The following is a 17,747-nucleotide window of genomic DNA, read 5'->3' as shown; positions in this document are numbered from 1 at the left end:
GTCGTCGAAGAGCGGGTCCCCCGTGGTCCAGGGCACGGGGACGTGACTGCGCTGTCGGGCACAGATTCCCACAAGAGCGAACAGAAAACAACAGGCGCCGGGTGTGGACCCCCTCGTGCGGGCCTGCTGCTCCCCGTGGTAGTTTTTGAACATGTTCAAAAACGGCGCGGTCGCATGAGCGCGACACCGAAGTCCGAGCGCACGCGCGCGCACCTGCGCGACGTCGCGGTCCGGATGCTGCGCGACGTCGGGTACGAGCGCACGACCATGCGCGCCGTCGCCGCCGAGGCGGGCGTGAGCACCGGGAACGCCTACTACCACTTCCCGTCCAAGGACGCGCTCGTCCAGGAGCTCTACCTCGAGGTGCAGCGCGAGCACGCCGCGCGCGCCGCATCCGTGCTCGCCGCGGGCGGCTCGCTCGCCGACCGGCTGCGCGGCGTCTGGGGGGCGTCGGTCGACGCGTTCGCTCCCTTCCACGCGTTCGGCGGTGAGTTCGTGTCCGTCGCGATCCGCCCGGGCTCGGACGCGAGCCCCTTCTCCGCGGCCTCCGCCGTCTCGCGTGACCTCGCGCGCGACCTGTTCGAGCAGGTCGTCGCCGGGACGTCGACGCGCGTCCCCGAGCGGCTGCGCCCGCAGCTCCCCGAGCTGCTGTGGCTGGCCCAGCTCGGCATCACCCTGTTCTGGGTCCACGACACCTCGCCCGGGTTCGCGCGCACGCGCCGGCTCGTCGACGGCGGGGCCTCGCTCGTCGGCAGCCTCGTCCGGCTGTCCCGGCTCCCCGTCGCGCGCGGCGTGGTCGACGACGCGCTGCGCCTCGTGCGCGCGGTCCACCCGGGAACGCCCGGGGCGTCGCCTCCGGAGGATGCGGCCCGCGAGCGCGCAGGCGAGCCGGAGGTGGGCGCGTGAGCCCCGCCGGCGCGGCCCTCGTCTCGGGCCTGGTCGTCCTCGGCATGGTCGTGGTCCTGCCGCTCGGCCTCCGGCTCCTGGGGCCCGACGTCGTCCCCGCGGCGCGCAGCGTGGCGTGGCCCCTCGCGGGAGTCGCGGGGGCCGCGGCCGTCGTGCTCCCGCACGGCACCGTGTCCGTCCTCCTCGCGCTCGTCTTCGCGGCGGCGACCGTCGTGCTCGCCGGCACCGGCGCGCGTCTGGCGGTGCGCACGGTGCGCGACGTCCGCGACGGGCGGGTCACCGCGGCGGGTCGTGCCTCGCGCGCGGCGGCCGCGACCGCGCTGGTCATGCCGGCGGTCGGAGCGAGCGCGCTGGTCGCCGAGCGTGCCGGGTGGGGGCTCCTCGGGTTCTCCGGGACGTATCTCGCGCTCACGGTCCCGCACATGCTCTACGCCGGGTTCGGCGCGGCACTGGTGGCGGGCACGGTCGCGCACCTCGCGGTCACCGACCGGCTCGCGGTGGCCGGCGCGTGGGGCGTGCCGGTCGGGACGGTGCTCGTGCTCGCCGGCTACTTCGTCGGCGACGTGGCCGAGCTCGTCGGCGCGGGGGCGCTCACGCTCGCCCTGTGGGCGACGGCGGCCGCGGCGGTCCGCTCGCTCGCGCGGCCCACCGGTCCGGCGCACCCGGCCGACGACGCGCACCCCGCGGGTCCCGGGAGCCCGGCGAGCACGGCGGGCGCCCGGGTGCTGCTCGGCACGGGTGCGGTCGTGGTCGGGCTGTCGATGCTGCTCGCGCTGTGGTGGGCAGCGGGCGAGGCGCTCGGGTTCGCGCACCCGAGCCTCGACGTCATGGCGGCGACGCACGGCGTCGCGAACGCGCTCGGGTTCGTGCTCTGCACCCTCCTCGGGCTGCGGGTCCTCGCGGCCCGGCCGGTGCTCCCGCAGGAGGTGGAGGGCACGGGCGAGGCGGAGCACGGCCACGCGGGACAAGGCAGGAGACACGGGCCCGGACGGGCCCCGGAGGGGAGTGCGGCATGACGTTCACGTACCCGGAGGTCGGCGCGACCCGCACCGACACCTGGCCCACGGGGTATCGCCACCTGCACGTGCGCCGTCGGCTCACCGACCGGCCGCGCACGCCCGACGACCTCGCGTGGCTCGGCGAGCAGCTCCTCACGTGGCGCGTGCACGCCGCGGCGCGCGTGCGGCTCGAGACCGAGGCTCCGGTTGCCGAGCCCGGTGCGCGTGTGACCACGCTGCTCGGCGTCGGGCGGCTGCGGCTGCACGAGCCGTGCGAGATCGTGTGGGTCGAGCGGTCCGAGCGCCGGGTCGCGTTCGGGTACGGCACCCTGCCCGGGCACGCGTTCGTGGGCGAGGAGCGCTTCGCCGTCGAGCGCGACGACGCAGGGGACCTGTGGTGGAGCATCGACGTGTTCAGCCGCCCGGTGCTGTGGTGGGTGCGTCCGCTCGCGTTCGCGGTGCCGACGTTCCAGCGGCTCTTCGCCCTGCACCTCGGCCGCGGCGCGAAGCGGCTCCTCGCCTCGCGCGACCGCTGACGTCTCGCCTCCCGACCCCCGCGCGTCCACGGCCGCACGAGTTTGCACGCCAGGTGTACGAAGTGCGCCAGAATGGGCCCATGACCGACGCCCGCAGCCCTCGTCCCGACCAGCAGCCCGGCACCGCGCGAGTCCTCGTGGGTCGCGTCGTCACCCCGACGGGAGTGCTCGACGACGGCGTCGTGGCCCTGCAGGACGGGCTCGTCGCGTGGGTCGGGACCCGCGCGCAGGCCGCGGACGCCGGCTACGCCGACCTGCCCGCGGGCGACGGCGCGACGCTGCTCCCGGGCCTCGTCGACGTCCACGACCACGGCGGCGGCGGGTCGAGCTTCCCGGACGCGACGAGCGTCGACGAGGCGCGCGTCGCCGCGCGCGAGCACCTGCGCCACGGCACGACGAGCCTCGTCGCGTCGCTCGTCACCGCGCCGCGCGACGTCCTGCTCGAGCGCACCGCGAACCTCGCGGACCTCGCCGACGCGGGCGAGATCGTCGGCATCCACCTCGAGGGCCCGTTCCTCTCCGAGGTGCGCTGCGGCGCGCAGAACCCGCACGACATGCTCGAGGGCGACCCGGAGCTCGTGCGCGCGATCGCGGGCGCGGCGCGCGGGTACCTGCGGACCATGACGGTCGCGCCCGAGGTGCCGGGCGTCGTCGGCGCCGGGGGAGTGATCGAGACCCTCGTCGAGGTCGGGGCGCTCCCGTCGATCGGGCACACCGACGCGAGCACCGAGCAGACCGAGGCAGCGATCGCGGCCGGTGTCGCGGCGCTCGCGGCCGCCGGTCGGCCCGGCGCGCGGCTCACCGCGACCCACCTGTTCAACGGCATGCGCCCCCTGCACCACCGTGAGCCCGGCCCCGTCGCGGCGTGCCTCGCGGCGGCCGCGCGCGGCGAGCTGGTCGTCGAGCTCGTGGCCGACGGCACGCACCTCGCGCACGGCACGATCCGCAGCGTCGTCGAGCTCGTGGGGTCGCACGTCGGTGCCGACGGCGCCGTCGCCGGGCCGGACGCCGTCGCGCTCGTCACCGACGCGATGGCCGCCGCGGGCATGGCCGACGGCGCCTACGAGCTCGGGCCGATGCGCGTGACCGTCGCGCACGGCGTCGCGCGGCTCACCGAGGGCGGGTCCATCGCGGGCGGCACGTACCACCTGCTCGACGTCGTGCGCGAGACCGTCGAGGCCGGCGTGCCGCTGGTCGACGCCGTCCGCGCGGCGTCGTGGACCCCGGCGGGCGTGCTCGGCCTCGACGACCGCGGGGGCCTCGTCGCGGGCCGCCGCGCCGACGTCGTCGTGACGGACGCCGACCTGCGCGTGCGCGAGGTCCTGCGCGCGGGCGACCCGGTCGACCTCGCGCACTGACCCGCCCGCGCCCGCACCCGTCGCGCCGCCGACCGCACCCGCCGAACCCGGGGTCGCTCCTCACCCAGCCCGTCCCATGAGGGGCGACCCCGGGTTCGATCGGACGGGGAGGCTCGGCGAACCCGGGGTCTCGGGCGATCTGGGGGACCGAACCCACCCATGTCCCCGGGTTCGGCGGTTCGACGGGTTTCGAATCCACCCCGACGTCGTCGCAGGTCGGCTCGGGCGCCGCCAACCAGAGAGCGCGTTCTTGCTCCGCGGGCTTGACTCTCGTCATTTGTTCATCCAATACTCGTAACAACGAAGCGCTTCGACGATGCGTTTCGACGAAGCGCTTCGACGGCCGAGGCGGCGGACCGGACCACAGGGGAGTGGTGACGATGGCGACGATGCAGGACGTGGCGCGACGCGCGCAGGTCTCGCTGAGCACGGTGTCCTACGCGCTGTCCGGGACCCGTCCCGTCTCCGACGAGACGCGTCGCCGTATCGAGGACGCCATGGCCGAGCTCGGCTACCAGCCCAACGCCATGGCCCGCGGGCTCGCGTCGCGCCGCAGCCACGTGCTCGCGCTGATCTACCCCGCGATGGAGAAGGGCCTCGGCGGCACGGTCGCCGAGTTCGTCTCGTCCGCGGCGGAGACGGCGCGCGAGAACGGGTACCACCTCGTGCTGTGGCCCTTCCGCACGACCCAGGCCTCGGAGATCCGCGACCTCGTGCGCCAGGGGATGGCGGACGGCGTCCTGCTCATGGAGGTCGCGCTCGACGACGACCGCGTCGACGTGCTCGACGAGGCCGGGGTGCCGTACACGATGATCGGCCGCACGCGCGACGTGACGGACCGGCCGTCGGTGGACATCGACTTCGAGCGCACGACGGACGACGCGGTCCAGCACCTCGTCGACCTGGGGCACCGGCACGTGGCGCTCGTCAACCACTCGCAGGCGACGGCGGACGACGGCTACGCGCCGACGTTCCGCGCCGAGGAGGGCTTCGAGGCGGCGATGCGTCGCCGCGGGCTCGAGCCGGTCGCGCTGCGCGTCGACGAGTCCCCGCGCGCGGGCCGCGACGCGGTCGCGACGCTTCTCGATCGCGAGCCCCGTCTGACGGCCTTCGTCACCATGAACGAGATCGCGACGTTCGGCGTCGTCGCCGAGCTTCAGCAGCGCGGCGTCGCGATCCCCGCGGACATGTCGATCCTGTCGATCGTCACGTCGCCCGGCGTCGGGGAGATGAGCAACCCGCCGCTGACCACGATGCACGCGCCCGGGGCCGAGCTCGGCCGCCTGGGTGTGCAGAAGCTGCTGTCCCTCGTGGACGGCTCCCGTCCGAGCACGCCGAACGTGCTCATCCCGTGCGTCCTCGAAACCGGCAGCAGCGTCGCCCCCGCGGCCGGCCGGTCCCCGGACGACGACGACCGCGAGCCCGAGGCTCGCTGACCCGACCGACCGGGCGACGCCCCGGTCACCCTCCGGCTCCAGCGCCGGAACTCGATGAGGAGGACACGCACATGCTGCGATCCCGGAAGATCTCGCTCGTCGCTGCCGTGGTAGCGCTCCCACTCGCCCTCGCGGCGTGCGGGAGCTCCGGCGGCAGCGGCGGGTCCGACGACCAGACCCTGACGATCTGGCACTACGAGAACGAGGACTCCGCCATGGGCCAGGCATGGGCCAAGGCGATCGAGATCTTCGAGGAGGAGAACCCCGACGTCGACGTCGTCGTCGAGAAGCAGACGTTCGAGCAGATCCAGAAGAACGCCAAGATCGTGCTCACCGGCGACGACGTGCCCGACGTCATGGAGTACAACAAGGGCAACGCGACCGCCGGCCAGCTCTCCGCGCAGGGCCTGCTGACCCCGCTCACCGACGCGGCGACCGAGCGCGGCTGGGACGAGAAGCTCAGCGGCTCGCTCCAGACGACCGCGACCTACGACGACCAGGGCCTCATGGGCTCGGGCGAGTGGTACGGCGTCCCGAACTACGGCGAGTTCGTGCAGGTCTACTACAACAAGGACATGTTCGCCCAGTACGGGCTCGAGGTGCCGACGACGCTCGAGGAGCTCGAGACCGTCATGCAGGCGTTCAAGGCCCAGGGCGTGACGCCGCTCGCCGAGGCCGGTGCCGAGTACCCGATGGGCCAGCTCTGGTACGAGCTCGTGCTCGCGAACTCCGAGCGCGACTTCGTCGACCAGTACCAGCTCTTCGACGGCGACCCCGACTTCCACGGCCCGGAGATGACGCAGGCCACCGAGAAGCTCGACTCCTGGATCAAGGACGGCTACGTCGCGTCCGACTCCGCGGCCCTCACGGCCGAGGACATGGGCGTCTCCTTCATCAACGGCACCTACCCGATGATGGTCTCGGGCTCGTGGTGGTTCGGCCGCATCGTCGAGGAGATGGACGCCGACTGGGGCCAGTTCAACTTCCCCGGCAACACGCTCCAGGTCGGCTCGTCCGGCAACCTCTGGGTCGTCCCCGCGAACGCGGACTCGCCCGACCTCGCCGAGGAGTTCATCGACATCACGCTGCGCCCCGAGGTGCAGAACATCCTCGCGGAGAAGGGCGGCCTCCCCGTCGCCGGTGACGCGTCCGTCATCACGGACGAGCGCACGCAGCAGCTCACCGAGAACTTCCAGGCGATCCTCGACGACGACGGTCTGGCGTTCTACCCCGACTGGCCCGTGCCCGGCTACTACGACGTGATCGTCAGCGAGCTCCAGTCGCTCATCAACCAGTCGAAGTCGCCGACCGAGGTGCTCGACGGCCTCGAGTCCGCGTACGTGGACGGCAAGGCGGACCTGCTCGACAGCTGAGCGGACGCACGTGCCCGGCCGGTCGGGGCCGATCCCAGGATCGCCCCGGCCGGCCCGGCCCCCCACCCGAGGACCTCCCGCGAAAGAGACCGTCATGACCACCCGCACCGACACCGTGCCCGACGCCGGGCCCGGCCCCGCGCGCGAGGCGTCGCGCGCGACCGCGGCGCCCCGCCGCCGTCGCCGGCCCGCCTGGCTCCCGTACCTGCCCTACCTCCTGCCCGGCGCGGTGGCGTTCGTCGTCGTGATCGGCTACCCGTTCGTGATGAACGTCTACTACAGCCTGTTCAAGTGGCGCGGCGGCATGGCGCCGATGCGCTGGTACGGGCTGGGCAACTACACCGACCTCCTGCACGACTCGGCGTTCTGGACCTCGTTCCAGAACTCGATCGCGATGATCCTCGCGATGGTCGTCGCGCCGACCCTCATCGGCCTCGTCCTCGCGGCCGTGCTGTTCGACTACCTCGGCCGGCGCTTCGGCCCGCGCGTCGCGGCGTTCCTGCGCGCCACGTACTACCTGCCGCAGATCCTCCCGGTCGCCGTCGCCGGCGTGCTGTGGAACTGGATCCTCAACTCCCAGACCGGTGCGCTCAACGTGATCCTGCGCGGGATCGGCATCGAGAACCCGCCCAACTGGCTCGGCGACACGACGACCGCGCTGCCGAGCGTCATGCTCGTGCTCATCTGGGTGCAGATCGGCTACCCCGTCGTCATCTTCATGTCCGCGCTGCAGCGCGTGGACCCCGAGCTCTACGAGGCGGCCGAGCTCGACGGCGCGGGCTGGTGGCGCCGCTTCGGGGCGATCACGATCCCGCAGATCCGCCCGGAGACGTTCGTCGTCACGCTCACGTGCACGGTCGCCGCGCTCAAGGTGTTCGGCCCCATCTACGTGCTCACGCGCGGCGGGCCCGAGAGCTCGACGCTCGTCCCGAGCTACTACTCGTACCTCAACTTCTTCGACAAGTCGAAGGTCGGTTACGGCGCCGCGGTGGCGACCGTGCTGACCCTCGTCATCATCGTCGTCGCCGTCGTGATCCTCGCGCTGCAGAGCCGCGCCGAGCGTCGTGAGCAGGAGGGCCGCTGATGTCCACCGTCACCACCACCCCGACCGCGGACGGCACGCCCGCGGTGCCAGCGCCGTCGTCCGGGTCCCGCCGCCCCCTGCGGGCCACGCGCCAGGACGAGCGCTACCGTCGCGGCGTCGGTCGCTGGTTCGTGCTCGCCGCGGCGGTCCTCGTCGCCCTGCTCATGCTGTCGCCGTTCGTCATCATGGTGCTCAACGCGTTCAAGTCGCCGGCGGAGTACTCCCAGGACGGCCCGCTGAGCATCCCGAAGGAGCTCTACCTCGAGGGCGTGCAGAACTTCTGGACGCGGACGAACTTCCCGCAGAAGCTCTGGAACTCCGTCTTCATCTCGGCGCTCGTCGCCGTGTTCGGGACGCTCCTGTCGCTGCTGAGCGCGTACGCGATCGGCGTCGGCCGCATCAAGGGCCGTCTGTGGATCGTCACGCTCTTCCTCGTGGCCAACATGCTGCCGCAGGAGGCCCTCATCTACCCGCTGTTCGACATGGCGCAGAAGGTGGGCCTGTCGAACTCGCAGTGGTCGATCATCATCATCTTCACCGTCATCCAGGCGGCGTTCGGCACGTACCTGCTCGCGTCCGTGCTCGGCACGTTCCCGCCCGCGCTGCTCGAGGCCGCCCAGCTCGACGGCGCCGGCCGCTGGCGCATCCTGTGGCAGGTCGTCTACCCGATCGTCAAGCCCACGCTCGGCGTCCTCATGATCTTCTTCTTCATCTGGACGTGGAACGAGTTCTTCATCCCGCTGGTCATGCTGACGACCAACGACACCCAGACGATCCCCATCGCCCTCGCGTCGCTCCAGGGCGACCGGATGATGGACGCCCCGACGACGAACGCGGGCGCGCTCGTCTCGCTCATCCCCGCGCTGATCTTCTTCCTCATCTTCCAGCGCACGCTCACCCGGGGCGTCACGGCGGGCGCCGTGAAGTGACGCTCCCCGTGTGATGCCGAGCCGCCCCCAGGGGCGGCCCCGAGACTCCGATACGCACCGACGAAGGAAGCACCACCCATGAAGTTCACCGACGGGTACTGGCAGGTCCGGCCCGGCATGCACCCGCTCTACGCGGTCGAGGTCGACGACGTCCGCGCGGACGAGGCGGCCGGCACGCTCACCGTGTACGCGCCGACGGCGACGATCCGCGGTCGCGGCGACACCCTCAACCGCCCCATGCTCACGACGACGTACTCCTCGCCCGCGCCCGGCGTGATCCGCGTGCGCGTCGAGCACCACCAGGGCGCGGTGCGCCGCGGCCCGGCGTTCCAGGTGACCGGCGAGCCCGGGTTCCGGCCCGAGGTCGAGGTGCACGACGACGTCGCGGTCCTGCGCTCGAAGGACCTCGCCGTGCGCGTGCACCGGGGCGACCGCTGGCGCGTGGACTTCGAGGCGGACGGCGAGGTGCTGACGTCCTCGCTGCCCAAGTCCGTCGGGCACGTGACCTCCGACGACGGCCGCGCCTGGACGCACGAGCAGCTCGCGCTCGAGCCGGGCGAGCTCGTCTACGGCCTGGGGGAGCGGTTCGGCCCGTTCGTCAAGAACGGCCAGGTCGTCGACATCTGGAACGAGGACGGCGGCACGTCGAGCGAGCAGGCGTACAAGTCCGTGCCGCTCTACCTCACGACCAAGGGCTACGGCGTGTTCGTCGAGCACCCGGAGAAGGTCTCGTTCGAGGTCGCGTCCGAGGTGAACACGCGCGTCCAGTTCTCCGTCGAGGGCCAGGCGCTGGAGTACCTGGTCATCCAGGGCCCGACCCCCAAGGACGTGCTGCGCCGGTACACCGCGCTCACCGGCCGCCCCGCGCGCGTGCCGGCGTGGTCGTTCGGGCTGTGGCTCACGACGTCGTTCACGACGAGCTACGACGAGCAGACGGTGAACGGGTTCATCGACGGCATGGCCGAGCGCGACCTGCCGCTGTCGGTGTTCCACTTCGACTGCTTCTGGATGCGCGAGTACCAGTGGGTCGACTTCGAGTGGGACCCGCGCACGTTCCCCGACCCCGAGGGCATGCTGCGCCGCCTGCACGACCGCGGGCTCAAGGTGTGCGTGTGGATCAACCCGTACGTCGCGCAGCGCTCGCCCCTCTTCGCGGAGGCCGCGGAGCAGGGCTTCCTCGTCAGGCGCGAGGACGGGTCCGTGTGGCAGTGGGACCTGTGGCAGGCGGGCATGGGCCTGGTGGACTTCACCAACCCCGACGCGACCGCGTGGTACGTGGGCAAGCTCGAGGGCCTGCTCGACCAGGGCGTCGACTGCTTCAAGACCGACTTCGGCGAGCGGATCCCCGTCGACGGCATCGCGTGGCACGACGGCTCCGACCCGCGCAAGATGCACAACTACTACGCCCAGCTCTACAACGAGGCGGTCTTCCGGCTGCTCGAGCGCAAGCGCGGCGAGGGCGAGGCGGTCCTGTTCGCGCGGTCCGCGACGGCGGGCGGCCAGCAGTTCCCCGTGCACTGGGGCGGCGACTGCGACTCGACGTACGCGTCGATGGCCGAGTCGCTGCGCGGCGGCCTGTCGATGTCGATGTCGGGCTTCGGCTACTGGAGCCACGACATGGGCGGCTTCGAGGGCACGCCGGACCCGGGCGTGTTCAAGCGCTGGACGGCGTTCGGCCTGCTGTCGTCGCACTCGCGCCTGCACGGCTCGGGTTCGGTCCGGGTCCCGTGGGCGTTCGACGACGAGGCCGTCGACGTGACGCGCAAGTTCACGCACCTCAAGCTCTCGCTCATGCCGTACCTCGGGCGCGTGGCGGAGGAGGCGCACACCGACGGCGTGCCGATGATGCGACCCCTCGTGCTCGAGCTCCCGCACGACCGCGCGGGGTTCACCGCGGACACGCAGTACCTGCTGGGCGACGCGCTCCTCGTCGCGCCGGTGTTCCGCGCGGACGGCCGCGTCGAGTACTACGTGCCGGAGGGCACGTGGACGCGTCTCGTCCAGCCCGACGGCGGCCCCGCCCTGAGCGAGACCGTGACCGGCCCGCGCTGGGTCACCGAGACCCACGGTTTCGACTCGCTCCCGGTGCTCGTGCGCCCGGGCACCGTCCTGCCGGTCGGCGCCCGCACCGACCGGCCGGACTACGACTGGGCCGACGGCGTCACGCTGCACGCGTTCGAGCTGCCCGACGGGTACGACGAGCTCGTGGTCGTCCCGCCGGCGGACGGCGCACCCGGGGCCACGTTCCGCGTGCGCCGGTCGGGCACGACCCTCTCCGTCGCGTCCGACGACGCCGTCGCGGCCTGGTCCGTGCGGGCCGGATCGGCGACCGCCGAGGCGCGCGGCGCGACGAGCGTGACGATCGACCTCGGCTGAGGACGTATCCTGGGCGAGCATGTCATGGAAGCGCTCCCATGGCATGCTCGCCCCTGTACCTCCGGCCCGTGCCCCGCTCGCACCCACCGAGACGCACGAGCACCCACCGACCACCCGTCGCGGACCGCGTCGTCCGACGACCGACCAGCGAGGACCCTCGTGACCACCGACACCACCGCCCCCCGTCGACGCCCAGGCCGCGCCCGCGGCGTCGGGCCGCCGGACGTTCCCGACCGACTTCCTCTGGGGCTCCGCCACCGCCGCCTACCAGATCGAGGGCGCCGCCGCCGAGGGCGGCCGCACGCCGTCCGTCTGGGATACGTACTCCCACACCCCGGGCCGCACCCTGAACGGGGACACGGGCGACGTCGCGGACGACCACTACCACCGGTGGCAGGAGGACGTGCAGCACATCGCCGACCTCGGCCTCGGCGCGTACCGCTTCTCCATCTCGTGGTCCCGCGTCCAGCCCGGCGGCACCGGCCCGCTCAACCCCGAGGGCGTCGCGTTCTACTCGCGCCTCGTCGACGCGCTGCTCGAGAAGGGCGTCAAGCCCGTCGTCACGCTCTACCACTGGGACCTCCCGCAGGAGCTCGAGGACGCCGGCGGCTGGGCCAACCGCGACACCGCGTACGCCTTCGCCGAGTACGCCCGCCACATGGCGCGCGAGCTCGGCGACCGGATCGACACCTGGACGACGCTCAACGAGCCGTGGTGCTCCGCCTACCTCGGCTACGGCTCCGGCGTGCACGCGCCCGGCCGCACCGAGCCCGCGGCGGCGCTCGCGGCCGTGCACCACCTCAACCTCGCGCACGGGCTCGCCGTCCAGGCGATCCGCGACGAGCTCGGCGAGGACGCGAAGACGTCCGTCACGCTCAACCTGCACGTCATCCGGCCCGACGACCCGTCGTCCGAGGCGGACCTCGACGCGGTGCGGAAGATCGACGCGCTCGCCAACCGCGCGTTCCTCGCGCCCATGCTCGACGGCGAGTACCCCGCCGACCTGCTCGCCGACACCGCGCACGTGAGCGACTGGTCGTTCGTGCAGGAGGGCGACCTCGAGACGGTGCGCCAGCCGCTGTCGATCCTCGGCGTCAACTACTACTCGACCGTGCGCGTGCGCCACTTCTCCGGCGACGGCGAGCGGTCCGAGAACGACGGCCACGGCGCGTCGAGCCACAGCCCGTGGATCGGCGTCGACGACGTGGAGTTCGTCCAGCAGCCCGGCCCGTACACCGCCATGGGCTGGAACATCGAGCCCGCCGGCATGACCGAGCTGCTCGTGTCCGTCGCGAAGACCTACCCGGGCCAGCCGATGATGGTCACCGAGAACGGCGCCGCGTTCGACGACGAGGTCACCGTCGACGCCGACGGCACCCCCCGCGTGCACGACGACCGTCGCGTCGCGTACCTGCACGACCACGTCGACGCCGTCGGTGCCGCGGTCGACGCGGGCGCCGACGTGCGCGGGTACTTCGCGTGGTCCCTGCTCGACAACTTCGAGTGGGGCTACGGGTACGAGCGCCGCTTCGGGATCATCCGCGTCGACTACGACACGCTCGAGCGCACGTGGAAGGACTCCGCGCACTGGTACCGCCGGCTCGCGACGTCGAACGCGCTCCCCACGGTCGACGAGACCGTCTGACACACCGCTCCACCCGCGAGGGCCCGTCCGGTCGCACCGGGCGGGCCCTCGCCGTGCACCGCGGCGGGCGCGGGCGGCCTCCCGTCTCGCCCGGACGGGGTGAGGCGCGACCCGGGTGACCTTCCCTAGCCTCGCAGCCATGAGCGATGTCGAGGTCAAGGCCAGGACGGGCGGGGTGCTCGCCGCCGCGTGCCTGTCGACGCTGGTCGTCAACGCGAACACGTCGGCGGTCAGCATCCTGCTCCCCGCGATCAGCGAGGACACGGGCACGAGCGTGACGACCCTCCAGTGGGCGGTCACCGGCTACTCGCTCGTCGGGGCCGCGGTGATCGTCACCTCGGGAGCCCTGGGCGACGTGTTCGGCCGCAAGCGGGTGTTCCAGCTCGGGCTCCTGCTCTTCGTCGCGTCCTGCGTGCTCATCGCGCTCGCCCCGTCGGGCGGCATGGTCATCGCCGGGCGGTTCGTCCAGGGCGCGGCCGGGGCGACCATCGTGGCGTGCGGGCTGAGCCTGCTCTCCGTGGCCAACAGCGGCGACGCCCAGCTCCGGGCGGTCTCGTTGTGGGGCGCGGCGTCCGCCGTCGGCGCCGCAGCGGGGCCGCTGCTCGGCGGGGTGCTCGTCAACCTCACGGGGTGGCAAGGGCTCTTCTGGGTCGACGCCGTCGTGGCCTCGGCCTGCGTCGTCCTGACGTACGTGGTCGTGACCGAGTCGCGCGACCCCGACCGCTCCCGCTCGATCGACTACGCGGGCACCGTGCTCGTCGCGCTCACCCTCGCGCCCCTCATCCTCGCGCTGAGCAAGGGCAGCGACTGGGGCTGGGGCTCGCTCGCGACCCTCGGCAGCCTCGCGGTCGCCGTCGTGGCCGGCTGGCTGTTCGTCGTCGTCGAACGCCGGGTCGCGGTCCCGCTCCTCGACCTCGCCCTCCTGCGGAACCGCGTGCTCGTCGGCGCGACCGCGGCCATCCTCATCGGCTCCGGCACGATCAACGGGCTCATGTACCTCCTCAGCATCTACTTCCAGGACCCCGCCACGCTGGGGCTGAGCCCGCTCGAGGCGGGGCTCGCGACGCTCCCCGCGACGGCCGGGCTCGTGATCGTGGCCCCGCTCGTGCCACGGTTCGCCGCGAAGATCGGCGGTCGGCAGGTCGTGGGGCTCGGGTTCCTCCTCACCGCGGTCGGGTTCGGCGTCGTCGGGGTCGTCCAGGCCGACTGGCGGTACGGCGCCTTCGTCCTCCCCCTGATCGCCATCGCGGTCGGCATGGGGCTGTCCAACGGTCCGGCGTCCTCGGCCTCCACCGCGTGCGTCTCGGCGAACGAGGTCGGTGCGGCCTCGGGCGTCTCCAACATGGCGCGCTACGTCGGCGCCGCCGTCGCGACTGCGGTCGTCGCCTCGATCTACGCCGCCGTGGTCGCGGACCGCACCGCCGACGGCGCCTCGACGGCCGACGCGCTCGCCGCCGGCCTCGGCACGGCCTCGTGGGTGATGGCCGCGACCAGCGCGCTCGGAGTCGTCATGGCGGTCGTCATGGGGCGGCGCTACCGGGCCGAGCGCGGCACGGTGCACGACGCCGCCTCGGCCGCCGCGGCGGTGGCGCACACCCTGCCGACGTCGGCCACGCCCGTCGCCGCGCAGGCGACGGACTGACCGCAGCCCTCGACTCGGCCGCGGACTGGGGCGGACCGTGTCAGCCCTTGACCGTGTCGTCGAGCTTCAGGCCGTCCACGAGGTCCTGGAACCCGGCGAGCTCGTCCGGGCAGTAGATCTGGATGACGAGGAGCTGTCCCTGGACGACGCGGTTGTCCGCGACGACGGGCCGCATGCCCGGACCTGCGGCCCCGTTGACGAGCTGGCCCAGGAGGGTCGCCCGGCTCAGCGCGCTGCCGGGGTCCTCGCACGTGGCTCCGCCGTCGTCGCCGAGGACCCGCACGACCTGGTCGACCTGCGGTGTCGGCGCGCCCGCGGCGGCGAGCGCGGTGAGGAGCTGCTCCGCCTTCTGCTCGGCCTCCGTCGTCGTCTGCCGCTCGCCGCGGACGAGCAGCGCGACGACGACGAGCGCGACGACCACGACGGCCGCGACGACGTAGATGGTCCGGCGCTCGCGGCGCGGCTGCCGCTCCGTGACCTCGCTCATGGTGCGCTCGCCTCCTTCTCCTGCGTCGTCGCGTCCGGGAGCCTCCACGACGGCTTGCGCAACCGGTAGAACAGGTACGGGACCAGGAGGCCCAGGCCGAGGGCCCCGCCGGCGACGATGACGAGGTACGAGCCAGGACTGCCCGACCCGAACTGCGACGGCGGGATGAACCCGACCAGCAGCGCGGCGAGCGACGCGACGAAGCCGACCCCGCACAGCGCGCCGAGCAGAGGCGCGCGGTACCCGCGCGCGTGGTCGGGCTGCTGGCGGCGCAGACGGACGGCGGCGACGAACATGAGGAGGTACATGATCAGGTACACCTGCGTGGTGATCACCGAGAAGATCCAGTACGCGCTCGACACGCTCGGGATGAGCGCGTAGCCCAGCGCGATCACCGTGGTGACGACGCCCTGCGTGACGAGGATGTTCTGCTGGACGCCGTTCTTGTTGAGCTTCTGGAGGAACGGCGGGAGGTAGCCCTCCTGGCGCGAGATGAGCAGGAGGCCCTTGGACGGGCCCGCCAACCAGGTGAGCATGCCGGCGACGGACGCCGTGACGAGCATGATCCCGATGATCGGGGTGAGCCACTGCGAGCCGAAGTAGGCGAACACGGCGTCGAAGGCCTGCATGATGCCCGCCGTCAGGGAGAGCTGCTCGGCCGGGACGACCCAGCTGATCGCGAGCGCGGGGAGGATGAAGATCAGCAGCACCATGCCCATGGCGAGGAAGATCGAGCGCGGGAACTCGCGTGCGGGGTTGCGCAGCGACCCGACGTGCACCGCGTTCATCTCCATGCCGGAGTACGACAGGAAGTTGTTGACGATCAGCACGAGGCTCGACAGCCCGGCCCACGCGGGGAGCAGGTGCTCGGCGTCCATCGGTGCGGCGGACGCGTTGCCCTGCCCGAGGAACACGACGCCGAGCGTCACGAGGATCACGCCCGGGATGAGCGTGCCGATGATGAGCCCGCCGCTCGCGAGCCCCGCGACGCCCTTGGTGCCGCGGGAGGAGACCCAGACGCCGGACCAGTAGACGACCACGATGACGAGGGCGGTCCACACGCCGCTGCTCGCGAGGCTCGGGTTGATCACGTAGGCGAGGGTGCTCGCGACGAACCCGAGCAGGCTCGGGTAGTAGAAGATCGTCATCGCGAACTGGCACCACACGGCGAGGAAGCCCATCGGCTTCGAGATGCCCTCGGAGACCCACTTGTAGACGCCTCCGCTCCACCCCGAGGCCAGCTCTGCCGAGACCAGCGACGTCGGGAGCAGGAAGACGACGGCCGGCAGGAGGTAGAGGAAGACGCACGCCAGGCCGTAGACGGCCATCGTGGGCGCGGCGCGCAGGCTCGCGACCGAGCTCGTCGTCATCATCGCGAGGGCGATCCACGAGATGTAGCTGCTCGCCGGGACCTTGGCGCGGGCGCGCGCGGTCGTGGCCGGGACGGCCGGCCCCTCGGCGGCCGCGTCAGCCGCGCTCATCCTGCGCGCTCCGCGTCGCTGCGGGCTTCAGGTCCGTGCTCTGGGTGCATCTCGACCGCCTCCTCGGCGCAGTCGTGGACGTCCGACGAGCCGATCGTCCACCGCGCGCGTCGGCGGGCGGATCACCTGCTCCGGGTGACCTGCGAGCCCGGCGAACGTGGCGAACGCGGCAAGCCGGGCGAACGGACGCGGGGTATGTCCGACAGGACGTCCGACATGGCGTACGACACGCCGAGGGCGCGACACGCCGACGACTTCACCGACTTCCGTGTCTGTATTGTCCGCCTTTGCCGGGGGCCTCGGACCCGTCCGCGCGCAGGCGGAGAGGCGTCCCGGGGGTGCGTCGGCAGGGCGCACAGGGTGTGGACCGACGTCGTCCCCACCCTGTGGACGGTGTGTCCCGGGGCGCGGGAACGAGCCGTTCCGGACACCTCCGGGCGGTGGACGACGGGCTGTGGACGACGCCCTCCCGAGGCGTGTCAGAGGGTGGTGGGACCATGGGTCCATGGCTCCTAGCACACGCCGATGGGTGAAGTTCGACCACGACATCTAGTGCGGTGGCGCGGTGTCGACCACTAGGTATAGTGGTTGCACACCCAGGGGGCCGGAGGCCTTCTGGTGAATCACACAGACGTAGTTCCACCGGTGTCCTTCGAGGTCAGAGATGTTTCTCCCTCCCCGAGGACCGATCCCGGGCAGAGCGCGAGAGACGAGGAGCCACCCCATGAGCGTCACGGTCTACAGCAAGCCGGCTTGCGTTCAGTGCGACGCGACGTACCGCGCTCTCGACAAGAAGGGCATCGAGTACTCCGTCGTGGACATCAGCCAGGACGCCGAGGCGCTCGAGCTCGTGCGCGGGCTCGGCTACCTGCAGGCGCCCGTGGTCGTCGCGGGTGACGAGCACTGGTCCGGGTTCCGGCCCGACCAGATCAACGCGCTCGCGCAGAAGGTCTCGCCGGTCGTCGCCTGACCGGCCTCACCGGGGCGCCGTGAGGCGCCTCGGAACCCGTACGGAAGCAGGCGGAGCAGGGCAGGACGGAGGTGCGTCCCCGTGGGGTCGCTCGTGTACTTCTCCAGCGTCAGCGAGAACACGCACCGGTTCGTCCAGCGGCTCGACCTGCCGGCCCTCGGCATGGACGTCCAGCGCATCCCGCTGCGTCCGACCGAGGGCTTCCTGCGCGTCGAGGAGCCGTACGTGCTCATGGTCCCGACCTACGGGGGCGGCAACGAGGGCGGTGCCGTCCCGCGCCAGGTCGTGAAGTTCCTCAACGACGTGCACAACCGGTCGTTGATCCGTGGCGTCATCGCCGCGGGCAACACCAACTTCGGCGAGGCCTACTGCATCGCCGGCGACATCATCTCCGCGAAGTGCCAGGTGCCCTACCTGTACGCCTTCGAACTCCTGGGAACAGCCGAGGACGCCGCGCGCGTCCGCGACGGATTGGGACGATTTTGGCAACGACAGTCACGGATTCCGGCGTGAACTCCGCGAGCGC

At 72.3% G+C, this 17,747-nt stretch carries 14 protein-coding genes and 1 pseudogene; 13 read left to right on the top strand and 2 right to left on the bottom strand.

The genetic code is table 11. The features are described from left to right. The first annotated feature begins 174 nt into the window (after window positions 1–174). From JOE63_RS16310 to JOE63_RS16260, 11 genes and pseudogenes are all read left to right on the top strand, one after another. Complete coding sequence (locus JOE63_RS16310; RefSeq protein ID WP_204542627.1) at window positions 175–906, top strand: TetR/AcrR family transcriptional regulator; 732 nt, start codon at window positions 175–177, stop codon at window positions 904–906. Then, window positions 903–1,922 (top strand): YndJ family transporter, encoded by a 1,020-nt coding sequence (locus JOE63_RS16305; protein WP_204542625.1) that lies wholly within the window; start codon window positions 903–905, stop codon window positions 1,920–1,922. The genes JOE63_RS16310 and JOE63_RS16305 overlap by 4 nt, the downstream gene beginning before the upstream one ends. Beyond that, window positions 1,919–2,440 (top strand): DUF1990 family protein, encoded by a 522-nt coding sequence (locus JOE63_RS16300; RefSeq protein WP_204542623.1) that lies wholly within the window; start codon window positions 1,919–1,921, stop codon window positions 2,438–2,440. Before JOE63_RS16305 ends, JOE63_RS16300 begins: the two co-directional genes overlap by 4 nt. An 80-nt stretch (window positions 2,441–2,520) precedes the next feature. Further along, on the top strand, window positions 2,521–3,798 hold the full coding sequence (locus tag JOE63_RS16295; RefSeq protein ID WP_204542621.1) for an N-acetylglucosamine-6-phosphate deacetylase: 1,278 nt from the start codon (window positions 2,521–2,523) through the stop codon (window positions 3,796–3,798). 380 nt (window positions 3,799–4,178) lie between these two features. Then, window positions 4,179–5,234 carry a LacI family DNA-binding transcriptional regulator gene (locus tag JOE63_RS16290; RefSeq protein WP_204542619.1) on the top strand — a complete coding sequence of 352 codons (1,056 nt, stop codon included), beginning with the start codon at window positions 4,179–4,181 and terminating at the stop codon, window positions 5,232–5,234. Window positions 5,235–5,305: 71 nt separating this feature from the next. Further along, on the top strand, window positions 5,306–6,607 hold the full coding sequence (locus tag JOE63_RS16285; protein WP_204542617.1) for an ABC transporter substrate-binding protein: 1,302 nt from the start codon (window positions 5,306–5,308) through the stop codon (window positions 6,605–6,607). 94 nt (window positions 6,608–6,701) lie between these two features. Then, a complete protein-coding gene (locus tag JOE63_RS16280; protein ID WP_204542615.1) occupies window positions 6,702–7,691 on the top strand; it encodes a carbohydrate ABC transporter permease in 990 nt (329 codons plus the stop codon). Beyond that, a complete protein-coding gene (locus JOE63_RS16275; protein WP_087469508.1) occupies window positions 7,691–8,620 on the top strand; it encodes a carbohydrate ABC transporter permease in 930 nt (309 codons plus the stop codon). The genes JOE63_RS16280 and JOE63_RS16275 overlap by 1 nt, the downstream gene beginning before the upstream one ends. Window positions 8,621–8,698: 78 nt before the next feature. Continuing rightward, window positions 8,699–10,996, top strand: a complete 2,298-nt coding sequence (yicI, locus tag JOE63_RS16270; protein ID WP_204542613.1) for an alpha-xylosidase — start codon at window positions 8,699–8,701, stop codon at window positions 10,994–10,996. A 220-nt stretch (window positions 10,997–11,216) separates the two neighbouring features. After that, window positions 11,217–12,641, top strand: a pseudogene (locus tag JOE63_RS16265) (GH1 family beta-glucosidase); the annotation flags it as partial. 139 nt (window positions 12,642–12,780) lie between these two features. Next, entirely contained in the window at window positions 12,781–14,283 is a 1,503-nt protein-coding gene (locus JOE63_RS16260) for an MFS transporter (protein ID WP_239576728.1), read from the top strand. 40 nt (window positions 14,284–14,323) lie between these two features. On the opposite strand, the gene JOE63_RS16255 is transcribed toward JOE63_RS16260, so the two are convergent. Together JOE63_RS16255 and JOE63_RS16250 are read right to left on the bottom strand one after the other, a co-directional pair. After that, the gene (locus JOE63_RS16255; protein WP_087469504.1) at window positions 14,324–14,770 is read right to left on the bottom strand and encodes a hypothetical protein; all 447 of its coding nucleotides are present in this window, start codon (window positions 14,768–14,770) and stop codon (window positions 14,324–14,326) included. Continuing rightward, window positions 14,767–16,251: an APC family permease gene (locus JOE63_RS16250; RefSeq protein WP_087469503.1), complete on the bottom strand. Its 1,485-nt coding sequence runs from the start codon at window positions 16,249–16,251 to the stop codon at window positions 14,767–14,769. The genes JOE63_RS16255 and JOE63_RS16250 overlap by 4 nt, the downstream gene beginning before the upstream one ends. A 724-nt stretch (window positions 16,252–16,975) precedes the next feature. Here JOE63_RS16250 and nrdH point away from each other — a divergent pair. After that, complete coding sequence (nrdH, locus tag JOE63_RS16245; RefSeq protein WP_047232913.1) at window positions 16,976–17,221, top strand: glutaredoxin-like protein NrdH; 246 nt, start codon at window positions 16,976–16,978, stop codon at window positions 17,219–17,221. Between the two features lie 81 nt (window positions 17,222–17,302). Further along, on the top strand, window positions 17,303–17,734 hold the full coding sequence (nrdI, locus tag JOE63_RS16240; protein WP_021480850.1) for a class Ib ribonucleoside-diphosphate reductase assembly flavoprotein NrdI: 432 nt from the start codon (window positions 17,303–17,305) through the stop codon (window positions 17,732–17,734). Window positions 17,735–17,747: the final 13 nt, after the last annotated feature.

This window comes from Cellulosimicrobium cellulans (assembly GCF_016907755.1).
In the GTDB taxonomy this organism is placed as follows: domain Bacteria; phylum Actinomycetota; class Actinomycetes; order Actinomycetales; family Cellulomonadaceae; genus Cellulosimicrobium; species Cellulosimicrobium cellulans_D.
Note: the sequence above shows the minus strand (reverse complement) of the source record. Positions and strands in the feature narration are given on the sequence as shown.